Genomic DNA, 17,591 nt, shown 5'->3' with positions numbered 1-17,591 from the left:
CCCATGACCCGAAATCTCTACGCGCTCAACGAGGAGACACCCATGACCACCTCCACCTCGCCCGCTGAAGGACGCTTCGCGCGCCTCCTCAGCTCTCAGGGCATCTCGCGGCCGATCGCCTGGGGCTTCGTCGCGCTGACGATCTTCATGATCGGCGACGGCATCGAGGCGGGCTTCCTCTCGCCGTACCTCGACGAGCGCGGCTTCGACGGCAGTCAGATCGCTCTGCTGTGGTCTGTCTACGGAATCGTCGTGGCGGTGGCGGCCTGGCTCAGCGGTGCTCTCGCCGAAGCATGGGGGCCCAAGCGCGTCATGATGCTCGGTTTCGGCATCTGGGTCGTCTTCGAGGTGCTCTTCCTCGTCTTCGGCGTGATGGGCGGCAACTTCGAGATCATGCTGCTGGCCTTCGGAATCCGCGGCCTCGGCTATCCGATGTTCGCCTACGGGTTCCTGGTCTGGGTCACGATCGACACCGATGAGCACGTGATGGGCCGAGCGGTCGGCTGGTACTGGTTCTTCTCCACGCTCGGGCTCGGCGTACTGAGCTCGTACTTCGCCGGAGCTGTCATCCCGCTCATCGGCGAACTCGCGACGCTGTGGATGGCACTCGCGTTCGTTGCGGTCGGCGGCCTGATGGTGCTCGTGCTGCTGCGCAACCCCGTCACCAAGAAGGTCACCGTCGCGAACAGTGTGAAGGGCGTCGTCAGTTCTCTGACGATCGTCGCCACGAACCCCAAGGTGGGTGTCGGCGGAGTGGTCCGCATCATCAATACGCTCTCGTTCTACGCATTCGTCGTGTTCCTCACGACCTACATGGTCCGCGATGTCGGGTTCGACCTCGCCCAGTGGCAGATGATCTGGGGCACCATGCTCGCCGCGAACGTCGCCGCGAACCTGCTTTCCGGATACCTCGCCGACTGGATCGGCCGCGTCAACGTCGTGGCGTGGGCCGGCGGCATCGGGTGTTTCGTCACGGTGCTCGCGCTGTTCTACGTGCCCACCCTGATCGGACCCAACTTCTGGGTCACGATCGCGATCGCCATCGTCTACGGCCTTGCGCTCGGCATGTTCGTGCCGCTGTCGGCGATCGTTCCGCTGCTCGCACCGAAGAACAAGGCAGCTGCCGTCGCGATCCTGAACCTGGGCGCTGGCCTCAGCCAGTTCATCGGCCCGGTCATCGCCGGCCTCGCCGCTCCGATCGGCATCGAGGGCACGGTGTGGATCATCGCGGCGCTCTACCTGGTCGGCTTCGGTCTGACGTTCCTGCTGAAGGCGCCCAAGGAAGCGGATGACGTCGTCGCGGCGAACCCCGCCCCGAGCGCCGTCACCGCCTGAATCCCCCACCCTGACAAGGAGTCACCCATGACCACGCGTGTGGAATCACTCATCGAAGAACTCTCGGCCGTCGGCGTCGACATCGTCGCTCGGGGGCTCGCCCTCGCCTCGGGGGGCAACATCTCGGCGCGTATCGATGAGGACACGTTCGTGGTCACCGGCTCCGGCACCTGGCTCGACAGGCTCACGCCCGAGGACTTCTCGGTCATGAGCCTGTCGGGTCGTGTGATCAGCGGCTCCGCGAGCCCGTCGAGCGAATGGAAGCTGCACCAGCGCAGCTACGCAGCGCGAGCCGACGTCAACGCCGTCGTGCATGTGCACCCGCAGCACGCCGTGCTCCTGGATGCTCTCGGGCACGATGTGCGCCTCATCACCCTCGACCACGCGTACTACGTGCGCTCGGTGGGAACCACGCCGTACTACCCGAACGGTTCGGATGAGCTCGCCGACTCGGCGGCGGAGCAGGCCGCCCATCATGACTGCATCATCATGGGCCATCACGGGTGCTCCGCTCTCGGCGACTCGGTGAGCATGGCCTTCCGCCGCGCGCTCAACCTCGAGGAGGCAGCCACCGCGACCTACCGAGCCCTCCTCCTCGGCGATACCAAGACCGCCTTCCCCGCCGAGGCGCTCGCCGCCCTGCACCACGCCTGAACAGGAACCGCGATGACGACCGTCCCCACGCACATCAGCATCGACCCCGACATCAGCGAGGCGACCAAGCGCTTCTTGGCGCAGCCGCCACGACTGCTCATCGACGGAGAACTCGTCGAGGCGCATTCCGGTCGTACGATCGACATCGTCGACCCGGGCACCGGCGCGATCATCGCCCGTTCGGCCGCGGCGGATGCGGTGGATGCCGACCGCGCGGTCCGCGCCGCTCGCCGCGCGTTCGCTCCCGATGCTCCCTGGCGGAGCATGAGCGCGCTCGACCGCGGGCGGATCATCCTCCGTCTCGCCCGGTTGCTGGAGGAACACGCTGACGAGTTCGTCGAGCTCGAGGTGCTCGACGGCGGAAAGCTCAAAAGCGCCGCTGCATCCGTCGACCTGCCGCTCGCGATCAACCACTTCGAGTACTTCGGCGGATGGCCCTCGAAGATCGAGGGCAACACGATCCCGGTGTCCGTACCGGATTCGATGGTGCGCACCGAGCGCGTCCCGGTCGGGGTGGTCGCGCAGATCGTGCCATGGAACTACCCGTTGCTGATGGGGGTCTGGAAGATCGCGCCCGCGCTCGCCGCAGGATGCACCATCGTCATGAAGCCCGCGGAGAACACGCCGCTGTCTCTTCTCCGGCTCGGCCAGCTCGCCCTCGAAGCAGGCATGCCGAAGGGCGTGCTGAACATCCTCACCGGATACGGCGCCGAGGCCGGCGAGGCGCTCGTGGACCACCCCGATGTCGACAAGGTGGCCTTCACCGGCTCCACCGCGGTCGGCACCCGCATCGCACAGCGTGCGGCGCCGATGGTGAAGCGGGTCACCCTCGAGCTCGGAGGCAAGAGTCCGAACATCGTCTTCGACGACAGCCCCGTCGACGAGGCGGCAGCGGCCGCGGCCAGCGCCATCTTCTTCAATGCCGGGCAGGCCTGTGCCGCGGGTTCCCGCCTCTACGTGCAGAAGCGCTCCTATGACGAGGTGGTGGGACGGCTCGCCGACATCGCCTCCTCGATGAACGTCGGACACGGGTTCGACTCGTCCGCGCAGATCGGGCCGGTCATCTCCACTCGTCAGCACGAACGGGTGCTCGGGTTCATCGACGGCGCTCTGGAGCAGGGTGCGACTGTCGCGGCGGGAGGGTCGGCTTTCCCGGAGGCGGCGATCCCCGGCGGGTACTACATCCGCCCGACGGTGCTGACCGATGTGAACGACTCCTTCACCGCCGTGCGCGAAGAGATCTTCGGTCCCGTCGTCGTGGCACAGCCCTTCGATGACATCGACGAGATCGCGCGTCGTGCGAACGACTCCCCCTACGGTCTAGCGGCGGGTATCTGGACGCGCGACATCACCAAGGCGAACAGGCTCGCCGGTCTCCTTCAGGCGGGCACGGTGTACATCAACATGTACGGCGCCACCGATGCTGCCGCGCCCTTCGGAGGATTCAAGATGTCCGGCTACGGCCGCGACATGGGTCACGCCAATCTCGAGTCCTACCTGGAGACCCGCACCGTCTGGACTCACCTCGGGCGCTGACCGTCCCGGGCTCGCCGGCCTCGGCCCGCCGCATCACCCGCGCGGGGCGTCGTTCCAGGACCAGATGTCGTCTCCACGCAGGACGGCATCAGCCCCGCCGTCGCAGTAGATCGTCTGTCCGGCCATGTGCGTGTTGACCGGGCTCGTCAGCCACACCAGGAGCTCGGCGATCGACGACGCCGGCTGGTGGTAGTTGAGCGGCATCGGCACCGCGGCGTCGACCTGGGCGAGACCCTCGGGGCTCGCGAGCAGGCCTGAGGTCATGGGCGTCGTGACCGTGCCGGGCGCGACGGCGTTGAGCGGGATGCCGGCTCCGGCCCAGGCCGCCGAGACGGATTCGCGGCGCACCCAGCGTGAGAGGGCGCGCTTGCTCGAGGAGTAGTTGAGGTAGCCGGTCTCGGGGGTGGCTGCGAGTCGGTCGCCGATCGTCAGCGTCAGGGACTCGTCGCCGGCCAGAGCCGCATCGACGAGTTCGGCCGACACCGGGTGCAGCGATGCCATCGATGACACCACCGCGGCGCGCGGCTGATCCGCGAGGCTCAGCTTCGGCAGGAGTGCGGTGAGGAACTCGGTGACGCCGAAGTAGTTGATCGCCACCGTCTTCGCGATCGGTGCGGAGATGCCGGCGCAGGCGATGACCGCGTCGATGCTGCCGCCTGCAAGAGAGATCACATGCTCCGCCGCGGTGGCGCGACCCTCGGCGGTCGACAGGTCGCCGGACACCTCGACGCCCGCGAGATCGACGCCGATCACGGTGTGTCCCTGTGCGCGGAGCAACTCTGCGGTCGCGGCGCCGATGCCGGATGCCGCGCCGGTGATGACGTATGTGCGGGTCATGGGTCCTCCTGGAGTGCGGAACGTCACGTGTGAGGCCACTATCCCAGAGGTCGTGGTCGTCCTCACCCCGCGCGGGTGAGAGAGCGTCCACAACCCCTGGTAGAGAACCATCTCGGCTCCTAAACTCCAGACGACACGCACGCCTTCGTTGCCCTGCGGCTTCCCCACGAAACGAGCACCATGTCCACGACGTCTCGACCCGTTGAACACCGACTGCGCCGCCTCCTGCTCGCTCTCGTCGCGATCTTCGGACTCGTCGGGGCCGGGTTCGCCGTTCCCCTCGCCGCGCAGGCCGTGGAGTCGTCGCTGCGGATCGACAAGCGCGTCGACGATCTGGAAACGCAGGACAGTCTCCAACCCGGCGACGAGTTCACCTACACGGTCGACCTGGTCTGTGACGACGTGGACTGCCTCAACGTCGTTCTCACGGACACGCTGCCCGCCGAGTTCGCGGGCTTCCAGTTCGTCGGCTCCTCGTACACGCCCTCCACGCTCCCGTTGACCGCGACGACGACCGGGTGCGTCGAAGAAGGCGGCGTGCCGGTCGAGGTCAGCGACGACTGCACGGTCCAGGTCGTCTTCCAGCAGCCGGTGGACGGCGGGATCGGACTCGAAGCAGGCGGGACGTTGAAGCTGAGCGTCGTGCTGCGCGCGCCCCTGGATCTTCCGGCCGACTGGGCGTACAACGGCGACACCGTCACCAATACCGCGACCGCGGACTGGGACAACGGTCCCGGAGACGTTCCGGCGACCATCCAGGACAGTGCGGACGCCGTCGTCACGGTCGAGACGGTCATCGGCGTCGAAGCCAGCAAGAGCTGGTTGCCCGAATCCCAGCAGTTCGACCCGGGCGTGACCTCGACCATCACGATGGGTGCGCAGAACCAGTCGAACGTCGGGGCCGATTCGCTCGTGATCCAGGAGCCCACGAGCGCGGTGGACGGGGCGACGACGCTCGGCGCGGACAACCCCTTCCGCATCGTCGACTTCCAGGGATTCGGCGCGACGAGTCTGCCTCCTGCGGCCACCACGGTGCAGGTCGACGTCTACACGTACGACGAGGTCGCGGGGACCTGGAGCTGGCAGCCGGGCACGCCCGCCGCCACCCCGGCTCTTCCGGCAGGGACGGATCCGGCGGATGTCGGTGGTATCCGGCTGACGTACGCCGGGGGAACGGTCGAGTCCGACGCCGCCGCCTCGACGGCCTTCGTCGTGGAACAGCGCGAGACGGATCGCAACGACGACAGTTCGCTGGCGGGCGGCGACACGGTCACCAACAGCATCACCTCCACCGTGAACGCTCCCGGCGGCGCGACGGAGAGCGATGTCGCAACGGCTCCCTACGAGATCGGACCGCTGACCGTCGATGTTCTCGCGGGCAAGACGATCACCCCCGCCGAACTCGCTGCGGGCGGAGAGGCCTCGGCCGAGCTGACGGCGACGAACACGTCGAACGGCCCCGTGCAGAGCCTGACGATCTCCGACGTGGGCTTCTTCGACGCCGACATGGTCTTCGGTGGATTCCCGTCCGGGATCGATTACCCGGCAGGCGCCACCGGAGGCACGATCACCTGGTACATCGACGGAGTTCCGCAGTCGCCGGTCGCCTTCGCGGACGGCTCCTCCCCGGTACCGCCCGCGGGCACGGTCACCGGCTTCGTGATCGAGTTCACGGGGCAGATCCCGGCGACCACCGTCGCGACCGTCGATGTCGCCATCGAGCCCGGGCTGTCACTCGTCAGTGAGGCGGCACCGACGCATCAGCGCACGAACACGATCGACGTCACGGCGACGAACGACGTGGGAACCGCCGACAGCGAGGCGTCCGATGACATCGGGGTCTACTACCCGCAGATCGGCGTCGCGCTCGACAAGCAGATCACACCGGGAGGCGCGGTCGAGCCGGGCAACAGCGTCGTCGCCAGCTTGACCGCGACCACCCAGACCGGCGTCGCACAGGTCGATTCGACCCAGATCGTCGTCGAGGACTCCTGGCGCGACGACCAGACCGACGACTTCTGGAACGCCTTCGACATCGTGGCGATCGCGCCGACCCAGGTTCCGCCGAACACCACGGCCACCGTCGAGTACCAGCGTCCGGACGGTTCCTGGGTCACTCTCGCCACGGTCAGCACGGGCGCGACTGCGGAGACGTTCCAGATGAGCCGCGCGGAGTTCGCCGCCGCACTCACCCCACCCGACGTGCCCTCGGATGTCACGGGCATCCGCTTCACGTTCGACAACCCCGACGGGTTCGCGCAGGGGTTCAGCGTCGTGCCGAACCTGGTGTTCGATGCGCGGACCGATCTGCGCGACGGATCCGGCCCCACCGACCCCCGGGACGACCCGGAGGACGAACAGTCGGCACAGGTGCCCACCGTCTACGAGAACGAGGCCAGCGCGCAGAGCCACGGTGAGGTCGACGGTCTTCCGGACGGGATCGACAGCGATGTCGTCACCGATCAGGACACGATCGGCGTCCAGACCCCCGCCACGGACGAGGGCGTGGGCATCGACGCGAACAAGCGGTGGGTCCAGACGAGCGACAAGACCACGGATGTCGACTTCCTCGATGCGCAGTCCGGCGCGATCGTCTCGACGCGCAACGAGTGGCGGACCGGGACCAGGGGCATCGACACCCTCGTGCTCACCGATCCCGCCACCACCCCGGACTCGGATCCGCCCGGGCCGGCGAGCACCGTCTTCCAGGCCTTCGATCTGCTGAGCGTCGATCCGGTCACCCTCGAGGACGACCCGCTGCTCGCGTGGGATGACATCACCGAGGTCTGGCTGTTCGTGGACGGTGCATGGACCCCGATCGCCGCCCCCGGGGGCTCCTGGATGGGGGCGGACGGTTTCGTCGGCTACACCCTCACGCCGGAACAGACCGCCGGCACCACGGGTGTCCTGATGATCTATGAGCCGGACGATGCCGCACGGACCGCGAGCACGGATCCGACGAGACCCGAACCCGGCTCCGGACTGGCGACGTCGGCGGTCGGGCAGTACCGGCCGACCTTCCTCACCTGGGAGCTGCGCAACGTCGTCCGCGACGAGACCGCGACAGCGGACCGGTGGGTCAGCGCCGATGAGACGTTCAACGACCCCGACCCCGGCATCGTCTGGAACAGCCTGCGCGGCGACTGGACGTCGGCGGCGGGGAACGGGAGCGACATCGAGCAGGACAACATCACCCTCATCGACCAGCCTCCCCTCGTCTCGGTGGACAAGACGGTCACCCCCGCGACGGTGACGATTCCGGAGTCCGCCGACGTGGATCCCGCGAACTATCCGAACGTGACCTTCGACATCGAGGCGAGGAACGACAGCACGGCGCGCGCCTCCTACGTGCGGGTGACCGACCCGATCCCCTGTGTCGCCGGTGCGGCGGACCAGTGTGTGAGCGCACCGGATGCCTGGGCGGACGATCCGTTCGACGGTGCGGACTACGACCCGGACACCAACCCGTACGAGCGGGTCGACGTGCAGTCGCTCTCCTTCACCTACCCGGCGGACCAGGTCGACCCGGACGCCTCGACCGTCACCCTGTGGGACCGCGCGGCGGACGGGACGCTCAGCACCCGCACGCTCTCCCTCACCGACGCGGGAGCGCTCGCCACGGATGCGCTCGCGACGGTGGTCGGGGTCAGCGTCGTCTTCCACGGCATCGATCCGGCGACCGAGGGCGGCAGCATCCGTGCCGGCGAGGATCTGGGTATCGAGATCGTCACCAAGGTGCGACAGTTCGAGCGCTCGGATGCGGATCAGCTCGTCGAGCCCGGCACCGTCGCCAACGACGTCATCGCCCAGTCCTACGACCCCGTGCTGACGCCTTCCGGCAACGCCTCGACTCCGAGCGACACAGCGAACGACACGGTGGTCCTCGTCAGCGCTCTGCTCGACGCGACCCTCGCGAAGAGCATCGATCCGGATGCGATCCTCGAGACCGAGCTCGACGACCCCGTCACCGTGACGCTGGAGGCGACGGATGGCGCGTCGACCGCGGCCACCCAGCAGGTGACCATCACGGACGCCGACGCGGACTTCTGGAACGGCGTGCAGCTCGCGCCCGACCCGGCGCTGAGCACCGTGCTGCCCGCCGGCGCCGATCAGGTGCGGGTCGATGCACTCGTGGGCGCCACCTGGGTGGAAGGGGCGTTCGCGGCGACCGCGGCACTCCCCGCGGGCACGGACCCGGCGCAGATCCTCGGTCTCCGGGCGGTGTTCCGCAACGCCGCCGGCGAGGTCTTCTCACGAACGGCCCCTCCGGAGGACTGGACCGCGCAGCTCGCCTTCGACGTCGTCGTGCTGGCGACCCAGCGCGACGGATCCGCGCTCGTTCTTCCGTCCGCATTGCCGAACGCGGCGACGGTCGTGAGCGAGAGGCTCGATGGGCTGTTCGCCGACGCAGATGCCGACGCCGACGCCGAACTGGCGATCGACCCCGGGACGCACCAGATCGACGTCGTCAAGTCGCAGCCCGGATCGAGTCACGTCGTCTCCATCGGCGCGAGCCTCCCGTGGACGCTGCAGTTCACGAACACCGGGACCGGGTTCCTCACGATCGACCAGCTCGAGGACACGCTCCCCGAGTACCTCGATTGGGACTTCTCCCCTCCGATCTACCAGACCTCGGCAGGTGGAACGCTGTCGACCGACGTGTCCGCGTTGATCGACGACACCGGGAAGAACGTGACGTTCACCTGGCCGGACGGCGGGAACCGGATGTCGCCCGGTGAGGTCTTCACGATAACCGTGAACCTCGTGCTCGCTCCGGGACTCGCTCTCGACGGTTTCACGACCAACACGTTCGTCGTCACCACCGAGGAAGAGCTCACCGCGTGCACCAACACGTCCGGGAACGGCGAGGGCACGGTGCCCGACCTGGACCCCGATCAGTGCGGCACGACCAACTACGTGCAGCCGTCGCCGGGCGGATCCCTCGCCGCGTACAAGTACGTCAAGGGTGAGATCTACGGTGATCTGGTCGACGGTCAGGTCAACCTGAACAACCCCGACGCGGCCTGCCCGCTGGACCCCGACGGATACACCCGCACGCCGTGCGCTGCCTACACGGCGGTCGGCGCGACCGACGACTGGCGGCTGTCCGTCGTAAACAGCGGGACCGTCGGCTTCGAGACCGTGTCGATCGTGGATCCCCTGCCGCGCATCGGCGACCGGTTGCTCGCGACGGGTGGCGCACGCAACAGCACGTTCGACCCGGTGCTCCTTCCGGAGTCGCTCGCCGCGAACGTCCTCCCCAGCGGAGCGACCCTGACGCTGGATGTCACGACGTCCGCGTCGCCGTGCGTGGGGACCGGCTCGAACTCTGCGTGGTTCGGTGATCTGCTCTGTGAGACCACCGCCACCTGGGTGCCGGTGCTCTCGTACACGGGAGCGTGGGAGGAAGTCACCGGTATCCGGGTCACGATCGACTTCACGGGCACCGCCCAGGGGGCGTTCGCGCCGGGTCAGGTGCTCGCGCTGCACTACGAGACGCAGAACGTCCCGGAGTCGACCGCGTACCCGGACCTCGCTCCGATCACCGTTCCCGACGCCGGCGGCTTCGCGTGGAACCAGATGGGCGCCGTGGGGACGGATGCGGGCGGGCGGGAGTACTCCGTGGCCCCTGTGCAGGCCGGGGTGACGCTGTTGGACGGCGACCTCGCGGTGCAGAAGGTCGTGGCCGGTGACGCCGACCGCGCGCCGGATGTCTTCGAGTTCCTGGTCGAGTGCACGGTCGCCGGGGTCCCGCTGGTGCTGCCGGACGACGGCATCCTCAGCGTCTCGAGCGCGAGCGACCTGCGCACGCGTCTGGACGGACTTCCTCTCGGGTCGGTGTGTCAGGTCTCCGAGACCGGAGCTGTCGGCGCGTTCGGAGAGGATTCCCGGATCAACGACGGACAGACCGTGACGATCACCACGCCCGCCACGGAGGGAGCGGAACCGCCGTTCTCGCAGATCGCCGCGATCACGAACGTGTATCCGGTCCTGCCTCCGGATCCGGATCCGGATCAGGGAGGTGGCGGTGGCTTGCCGTCGACGGGTCTCGATGGGCCTTCCGCGTCTCTGTTCGCCGGGATCGGGCTGTTGCTCCTCCTCGCGGGCGGACTTCTGATCGGTCGGCGGCGCTTCGGTACCGCTCAGCCCGCGGACGCGATGAGCGGTCGTCGCGGGATCCAACAGGAGACCCGGTCGCGGTAGGTGCGGAACGCCGATCCGAAACGTTCCTCGAGGTCGGCCTCCTCGAGCGGGCGGACCAGCGCGTTCCACACGAGGGAGCCGCTGAGCGCATAGACGATCACCAGCCAGGAGCCGACCATCAGACCGATGGCCACGCCCTGTGCGATCCCGCCGATCGCCATCGGATTGCGGACGAAGCGGTAGGGGCCCGTGATCACGAGCCGGCGCGGCGTCGACGACGGCAACGGCGTGCCGGCCCCTTGCACGGCCATCGCAGTGGAGGACCAGGTCGAGAGCGCGAACGCCGCGACGAACAGGACGGCTCCGCCGACGCGGGCGGCAGGGGGGAAGGCGAGATGCAGTCCCCAGCGCCACTCCAAACCGGCGATGATCGCGGGCAGAGCCACGAGGAACGTCCCCGAGAAGACCAGGGTCTGGAGCGTGGTCTTCGACACGAGCGTCCTGGCACTGGCCTCCGCCGCCGGACGGAACCGGAACGGCCCGATGAGCAGCCATTCCGAGGGCACGCGCCCCAGGAGGAGGATGACCGCGGCCGCTGACGATCCCGCCGCGGCCGCCACCATCAGGAGGGCACCCCAGCCCGCGGTCGCCGTCACCGTGGCATACACGACCATTCCGATCGCGACCAGCACGGTCCACGGTGCCGCGATCCAGACGGCCTTCCGCACACCGCACGCGACCAGGGCCGACGCGATCACGAAGAACGGGATGTCCAGTGCGGCGACGATCCGGAAGTCGAGCGCGCCCAGCGTCGCGGTGCGGACGGCCGGAAGGGCGAACACCGCGACCCACCAGGCGGTGCCGGCGGCGGCTTGGACGGCGAAGTAGAGGCGTCCCCACGTCACGGCGTCGTTCGTGGCAGACGCCGATGGTCGTTGGGTCGCCCTCACAGCGGCCAGTCTAGGTGGACGTTCCGTTCGATCGGTGGTCGACGCCTCAGCTGAACAGCACGACGAGGTAGACGGCGAACGTCACCACGTGTGCGGCACCGTGCATCGCGGTCACGCGCCGGGCAGCGAAGGTCGTCACCGAGAGCAGCAGCGTGACGGCGAGCATCAGCAGGTTCGCCGGCGACTCAGCGAGGACCACGGTCTGGCCGGTGAACATGCCGATGATCAGCACCGCGGGGATGGTGAGTCCCACCGTGGACACCAGGGCGCCGTGGCAGAGGTTGTTCACCCGCTGGGCTTCGCCGCCGAGGGCCGCTCGCACGGCGGTGATGGACTCGGGGAGGAAGACGATGCCCGCGATGAGCACTCCGGCGAGGGCGACCGGGGCGCCCAGGCGACCCAGACCGTCATCGAGGAGTGCCGCCATGTCGTGCGACAGCAGCACGATCGGGATGACGGTGACCACCAGCAGCGCGAGGCGGACGAGGACCTCGGTGCGGTGCTCGGCCACGACCTGACGGATGCCTCTGCCGGCTTCGGACTCTTCCTGGTGCTGCGGGCTCTGCAGCAGGCGTGGGTCGACCTCGGTGAAGTCGCTCGCCTGCGCACCCATCTGCCGGTACAGGAAGAACGCGTACAGCAGGACGGTGAGGATGATGATCGGGATCTCCTGCGCGGTCGTGAACGACCCGTCCGTGCCGATGAGGGCCGGGAGGCCGAAGGCCAGCGCGAGGAGGACGATGAGCATCGACAGGTACGCCGACGTGCCGGTGCGGTTGTGCGCCATGCCGCGGTGGCGGAGACCGCCGAGCAGGAGGGCGAGCCCGATCACGAGGTTCAGGATGATCATCGCGACGGCCATGACGGAGTCGCGCGCGATGGTGGCGTGCTCTCCCGGGCCGAGCATGACCGCCGAGATCAGGATGACTTCGATGAGGACGATCGACAGCGTCAGGACGAGCGAGCCGTAGGGGTCGCCGAGTCGATGGGCGAGGGCCTCGGCCTGCTTCACCACACCGAACGCGCACACGAGGATCACGGCGATGATCGCGCCGAGGGCGATCACGAGGACCGGGGCGGCCACGGGGGCGGCCAACACCGGGTGCAGCAGGAGGAGAGCCGCGAAGGCACCCCATCCGAGGACGATGCGGACGATGTCCGTGCCGCTGATCAACTGTCTGAGCGCTGTGCGTGACATCGCTGGACTCCTTCGAGGTGGGGTCGTCCCCGACTGGTGACCGCGGCCGGGGTCGTCCCCGTCGCAGCGCTGTGTCCACGTCGTGCTCAGCGGTGTCCAGTGTAGCAAAAACAACCCGGTCAGAAAGTAATTTGACTTCCGCAGGCAACGGGCTATGGTCAGAGGTTACGCCAGCCACAGAAGGGGAAGCGAGCAACCATGTCAGGCAAGTCCATCCAGGGTCGAGGAAGCAAGAAGGCGCCGCAGCTCACGCTCAAGGAGAAGCGTGCGGCCAAGCGCGAGAAGAATGCACCAGACGAGTTCCTGAAGCCCCGCAAAGGCGCGAAGGGCTGAGTGAACTCCCGTTCGGCGGGGGTGACGGGGCCGAGTCGCGTCGCCTCCGCCGGGCACTCACGGCGTGGACGAGTTCCCGAGGGCGAGATCGACCGCGGCGTCGACGTGCAGCGCCGTCGTCGGGAACACCGGAACAGGGGCGTCCGCGGCCGAGATGAGGAGTTCGATCTCGGTGCAACCCAGGATGATGCCCTCGGCTCCCCGCGACACCAGACGCTCGATCACCTCGACGTAGCGTCGGCGTGATTCTTCGCGGATCACGCCGTGCACGAGCTCGTCATAGATGACGGAGTGCACGGCCGCCCGGTCGTCCTCCTCCGGCACGATGGTGCGGATGCCGTGGGTCGCGAGGCGCTCGGCGTAGAACGGACGCTCCATCGTGAACGCTGTACCGAGCAGCCCGACCGTCTGCATCCCGGAGGCGGCGATCGCCTCGGCGGTGACATCGGCGATGTGGAGGAAGGGGATGGTCACCGCGTTCTGAATCCGATCCGCGACGAGGTGCATCGTGTTCGTGCACAGCACCAGCACTTCGGCGCCGGCGCCCTCGAGCGCTCGTGCACGATCGGCGAGCAGAGCACCCGCCGCGTCCCAGTCGTCCCGCGCCTGCATCTCCTCGATCACGGCGAAGTCGAGCGAGTCCAGCAGGATGCGCGCCGAGTGGTGACCGCCGAGCCGCCCGTGCACGCGCTCGTTCGCGAGCCGATACCACTCGAGCGACGACTCCCAGCTCATTCCTCCGAGCACTCCGATGGTCTTCATCTCACCCTCACTCCCCCGAGCTCTGCCGGAACCGCCGTTCCCAGTCGCGCAACTCCGAGCGGCCGATGAGGGAATCCAACGACACTTGGAAGCGCAGACCCGTGCGGGCGTTGACCTGCTTGATGTTGTCGACGATCTGCGTCGTCACGCCTGTCAATGCCTCGCGCACTTCGCCGATGCGCTCGTCCGGGGCGTCCCACAGGTCGGGTCGCGTCAGCAGATCGAGCAGGTAGTCGGGCTCCAGCGCCGCGACGAGGCGTGCGAGCTTGTCGGAGTACTCGGCTTCCGCGAGCACGATCTGGTCGGCCTCCGCCTTGGCGTCGAGGCGGACGAAGAGTTGCTCGACGTGCGAGGCGAGGGTATCGATGCCGTGTGCCGTCTCCGCAGAGGTCGGGGAGTTCGGCAGATTCGCGTAGTCGCTGCGGAGTTCGCGCAGACGATTCACCCGAAGTCGGATGCCGGGAGGCACGGGATCCGCCGTCGCAGGGGATTCGGGCTTGCGACGTCGCCGGGCGAGCACGCCGATCGCCGTCCCCGCGGCGGCCACCAGCACGGCGCCGCCGATGATCACGGGGAGCAGCCAGTCCGCTCCTCCCCCACCGGCACCCGCTCCCGGCGCGGACGGCGTCTCGTCGACGATCTGCTGCACGGTCTCGACCAGCGCGGTCTGCGTGTCGCCGTCTGCGGCCGTCTCGTTCGTGTTCGCGATGAACAGGGCCTGCTCGCTCTCGATCGCCGTCGAGGCGGCCTGGAGGTCGTCTCCGATGGCGAGCACCACGGTCGGCTGATCGGTCGCACCGACGAGCTTCTCGAGGATGTAGGTGCTGTACGGGCTGTCGATGCCGGCGTCTTTCGGCAGCACCACGACCGCGACCGATCCGTCGGAGGGCACGACTCCCGTCAGCGCTTCGGTCAGCCCGGAGCTGTCGGAGACATCGGGCGACACGTACACGTCACCCGCGCCGAGACCAGCGATCGCGTCATCGATCCAGCCGGAACCGGATGTCGTGGTGCTGATCATGCCCACCTCAGAAGTTGTTGATCACGGAAGCGAAGACGAGGTCGATGCGTTCGGCGTCGGAGGCGTCGAACATCTGCCCTCCGGTGGCGTCGGCGATACGCTGCAGGGCCGAGGTGTCGGCACCGGAGCCGTAGGCGATCGGGAAGATGCGCACCGGTGCGTCGGTGCCGCCCTCCTTCGTGCTCTTGCCGATCTTCGCGATCAGCGAGTCGAGTGACGTGGAGGAGTCGGTGTCCTCGCCGTCGGACAGGACGACGATCGCATTGATGCGTCCGGGCTCTGCCCGCTCGCTCATGGCCTCGTAGGCCGTGAGGACCGCGTCGTACAGGGGCGTGCCGTTGCGCTGCGCGTACCGGAGATCATCGAGCGAGGAGTCGAGCTTCTCGCCGTCGGCGCCCAGCGGCGTGACACGGCGCAGCACCTGGATGCCCTCGCCCTCTGGGGAGTCGACATCCGTCGTGAAGGCCCAGACCCCGACCTCATCGGTCGAGCGGAAGTGGTCGAGGGTCGTCTGCGCGCCCTGGATCGCACCGTCGAGGCGCGAGCGTCCGTCGCCGATCGGCTCGTCCATCGAGCCCGAGATGTCGATGAGCTCCAGCACCGACGAAGGCTTTCGCACCTGTGTCCACTGGTCGATCGCGGTCGAGATCACGTCGACCTCGGGCTTGGGCAGCGTCACGCGGGGCTGTGCCGGGTCGACCCCGAAGTTGGCGGTGAACAGGTCGCCCAGCGGGACCGACTCGTCGAGCGGGCGGAAGCCGTACTCGGGCAGGATCTCCTGAGCCGCCGTGGTCTGCAGGAAGGCTGCGAAGGCCTCACCCGCGGTGCGCTGCTCCGCTGTCACCCAGTCGGCACCGAGCACGGTGACGGGATTGTCGGACCACATCGAGCCCCCGGACGGGTAGACGGCGACGAGCTTCGTCTTCGGCGGAGTCAGCGTCTCGCCCGGCTGGACGGTGTGGGAGTCGGGGTTGCCCTTGTTGTAGTTGAGCAGGGACGTCTCCTCCAGCGCCACGGCCGACACGTACGCGGAGCCGTTGGCGCCGTTCTGCGTTTCGTCGTACAGGGTCGAGAGCACGTTTCCCGTGGTGTCGCCGTAGTGGATCACGCACTCCTCGAAGACGCGCGAGAAGTCGGCAGCGGCGTCGACGTCTGCGGACGTGAGTCCCTCCGCCTTGCCCGATGCCTCATAGGACTGCATCAGGATGGTCGAGAGTCCGGTGGTCGAGGTGTTCGGGTTCGTCTTCGAGATCTTGAACGCGCCCCAGATGTCCTTTCCGACGCTCCCCCACCCGTCGGGGTCCTGGCACAGGCCTTCGAGGTCGGTGATGCTGATCGGCTCGTCCGGCCAGCCGAGGGCCTTGGCCATCGGCTCGGGCATCCCGAACACGACCGGCGTGCGCGTGAACGATGCCGGCGAGCCGACGAGGTTCGCCGAGGCGGCTGCGCTCACGCGATCGGTCCAGACGGTCGACGCCGGCGACCACAGCGTCGGCCACAGGGCGCGGTCGTCGCTCGGCCAGTCCTCGCCCGAGGTGAGGTAGCGCGCGGCGTTTCCGGACGACACGTTCGTCGGGCGCACCGTGGCGCACGTGTCGAGCGCCTCGTGCTCCGGTGAGTCCTTGAAGGCGGTCGCGAGCTCGTCGAGCATGTTGACCTTCTCCGACGACGTCGCGATGGCGATGTGCGTGCACCCGTCATCGGGGAATCCTTGACTCCCGTCGGGCGTCGGCGTCGCTTCCCCGCCCGTGCAGGCTGCCAGCGTCAGGGTGATGACCGCTGCCGTGGCCAGGGCGGCGGTCGTCCGTCGGGGGATGTCTCTTCGTACGGTGCGAGGCGCGCTCATGCGCCTAGGCTACCCAGGTATCGTCGCGGCGATCACGGCGTCCCCGCGCGCATGAACTCCTCCGCGGCCTGCACCTGCGCCGCGGTCGGGCGGATGCCGGTGTACAGGACGAACTGCTCGAGCGCCTGCAGGGTAGCCACTTCCGCACCCGTGATCACCGTCGCTCCCGCTGCTCGTCCCGCCCTGATCAGGGGCGTCTCCGCCGGGAGTGCGACGACGTCGAACACGACGGAAGCCGTCGAGACGGCAGTGTCGGAGAACGCCGGCGCGTGCTCGTCCGGTCCGCCGGTCATCCCGATCGGCGTGACGTTGACCAGGATGTCGGCGGTCGCGTCCGCGACGTCCGCACGCCAGTCGAAGCCGTACGACGCCGCGAGTCCGCGTCCGTTCGTCTCGTTCCTGGCGACGATTGTGACCTCGCCGAACCCGGCGTCGCGGAAAGCCGCCGCGGTCGCTTTGGCCATGCCTCCCGAACCGCGGAGCAGGACCGACGCGGCGGGATCGAGCTCGTTGCGGGCGATCAACTGCGCGATCGCCGTGTAGTCGGTGTTGTGCGCCGTGAGCACGCCCTCGTCGTTGACGATGGTGTTGACGGAGTCGATCGCCGTGGCGGAGGGGTCCATCCGGTCGACCAGCGCGATGACGTCCTCTTTATAGGGCATCGAGATCGCGCAGCCGCGGATGCCGAGTCCCCGCACCCCGGCGATGGCCTGCGCGAGGTCGGTCGGCGCGAAGGCCTTATAGATCCAGTTCAGCCCGAGCGCTTCATAGAGGTGGTTGTGGAACCGTGTCCCGTTGTTGCTCGGCCGCGCCGACAGCGAGATGCACAGTGTCATGTCCTTGTTGAGCAGCGTCACCGCTTCAGGCTACTCGCGTGCTGTTCGCTCCATCTCCGCCCGGAACCCAGGATCCGCGCGGGATCCGCACTCCGGCCGTGTTCGAGCTCACCGGGGTGGCGTCCGTGGCGGGATCGGG

At 68.2% G+C, this 17,591-nt stretch carries 12 protein-coding genes; 5 read left to right on the top strand and 7 right to left on the bottom strand.

Annotation, left to right across the window (positions count from 1 at the left end):
* The first annotated feature begins 42 nt into the window (after nucleotides 1–42).
* Genes KV397_RS16545 through KV397_RS16535 form a run of 3 tightly spaced genes read left to right on the top strand, consistent with a single transcriptional unit; the run spans nucleotide 43 to nucleotide 3,525 of the window.
* On the top strand, nucleotides 43–1,335 hold the full coding sequence (locus KV397_RS16545) for an MFS transporter (protein WP_153243252.1): 1,293 nt from the start codon (nucleotides 43–45) through the stop codon (nucleotides 1,333–1,335).
* A gap of 27 nt (nucleotides 1,336–1,362) precedes the next feature.
* A complete protein-coding gene (locus KV397_RS16540) occupies nucleotides 1,363–1,989 on the top strand; it encodes a class II aldolase/adducin family protein (protein WP_153243253.1) in 627 nt (208 codons plus the stop codon).
* A 12-nt stretch (nucleotides 1,990–2,001) separates the two neighbouring features.
* On the top strand, nucleotides 2,002–3,525 hold the full coding sequence (locus KV397_RS16535) for an aldehyde dehydrogenase family protein (protein ID WP_261811779.1): 1,524 nt from the start codon (nucleotides 2,002–2,004) through the stop codon (nucleotides 3,523–3,525).
* Nucleotides 3,526–3,558: 33 nt separating this feature from the next.
* On the opposite strand, the gene KV397_RS16530 is transcribed toward KV397_RS16535, so the two are convergent.
* On the bottom strand, nucleotides 3,559–4,362 hold the full coding sequence (locus KV397_RS16530; RefSeq protein WP_261811778.1) for an SDR family oxidoreductase: 804 nt from the start codon (nucleotides 4,360–4,362) through the stop codon (nucleotides 3,559–3,561).
* Nucleotides 4,363–4,542: 180 nt separating this feature from the next.
* On the opposite strand from KV397_RS16530, the gene KV397_RS16525 reads away from it, so the two are divergent.
* Complete coding sequence (locus tag KV397_RS16525) at nucleotides 4,543–10,566, top strand: DUF5979 domain-containing protein (RefSeq protein WP_261811777.1); 6,024 nt, start codon at nucleotides 4,543–4,545, stop codon at nucleotides 10,564–10,566.
* Here KV397_RS16525 and KV397_RS16520 read toward each other — a convergent pair.
* Both KV397_RS16520 and KV397_RS16515 read right to left on the bottom strand, forming a co-directional pair.
* Nucleotides 10,506–11,456, bottom strand: coding sequence for a methyltransferase family protein (locus tag KV397_RS16520; RefSeq protein ID WP_261811776.1), 951 nt, complete (start codon nucleotides 11,454–11,456; stop codon nucleotides 10,506–10,508). The two genes, KV397_RS16525 and KV397_RS16520, sit on opposite strands and share 61 nt — an antisense overlap.
* A 46-nt stretch (nucleotides 11,457–11,502) precedes the next feature.
* Entirely contained in the window at nucleotides 11,503–12,654 is a 1,152-nt protein-coding gene (locus KV397_RS16515; RefSeq protein WP_261811775.1) for a calcium:proton antiporter, read from the bottom strand.
* Between the two features lie 198 nt (nucleotides 12,655–12,852).
* On the opposite strand from KV397_RS16515, the gene KV397_RS16510 reads away from it, so the two are divergent.
* Entirely contained in the window at nucleotides 12,853–12,987 is a 135-nt protein-coding gene (locus KV397_RS16510; protein ID WP_256535463.1) for a hypothetical protein, read from the top strand.
* A 57-nt stretch (nucleotides 12,988–13,044) separates the two neighbouring features.
* Here the strand turns inward: KV397_RS16510 and KV397_RS16505 are convergent, their stop codons facing one another.
* From KV397_RS16505 to KV397_RS16490, 4 genes are read right to left on the bottom strand one after another with little or no spacing between them, the layout of a single operon-like run.
* Nucleotides 13,045–13,749, bottom strand: coding sequence for an aspartate/glutamate racemase family protein (locus KV397_RS16505; RefSeq protein ID WP_047522038.1), 705 nt, complete (start codon nucleotides 13,747–13,749; stop codon nucleotides 13,045–13,047).
* A gap of 7 nt (nucleotides 13,750–13,756) precedes the next feature.
* Nucleotides 13,757–14,770 (bottom strand): hypothetical protein, encoded by a 1,014-nt coding sequence (locus KV397_RS16500; protein WP_261811774.1) that lies wholly within the window; start codon nucleotides 14,768–14,770, stop codon nucleotides 13,757–13,759.
* A gap of 7 nt (nucleotides 14,771–14,777) precedes the next feature.
* Nucleotides 14,778–16,616, bottom strand: coding sequence for a substrate-binding and vWA domain-containing protein (locus tag KV397_RS16495; RefSeq protein ID WP_131491613.1), 1,839 nt, complete (start codon nucleotides 16,614–16,616; stop codon nucleotides 14,778–14,780).
* 32 nt (nucleotides 16,617–16,648) lie between these two features.
* Nucleotides 16,649–17,473 carry a shikimate 5-dehydrogenase gene (locus tag KV397_RS16490; protein ID WP_261811773.1) on the bottom strand — a complete coding sequence of 275 codons (825 nt, stop codon included), beginning with the start codon at nucleotides 17,471–17,473 and terminating at the stop codon, nucleotides 16,649–16,651.
* Nucleotides 17,474–17,591 lie beyond the last annotated feature (118 nt).

The sequence above is a fragment of the Microbacterium aurugineum genome (assembly GCF_023101205.1).
GTDB classification, from domain to species: domain Bacteria; phylum Actinomycetota; class Actinomycetes; order Actinomycetales; family Microbacteriaceae; genus Microbacterium; species Microbacterium aurugineum.
Note: the sequence above shows the minus strand (reverse complement) of the source record. Positions and strands in the feature narration are given on the sequence as shown.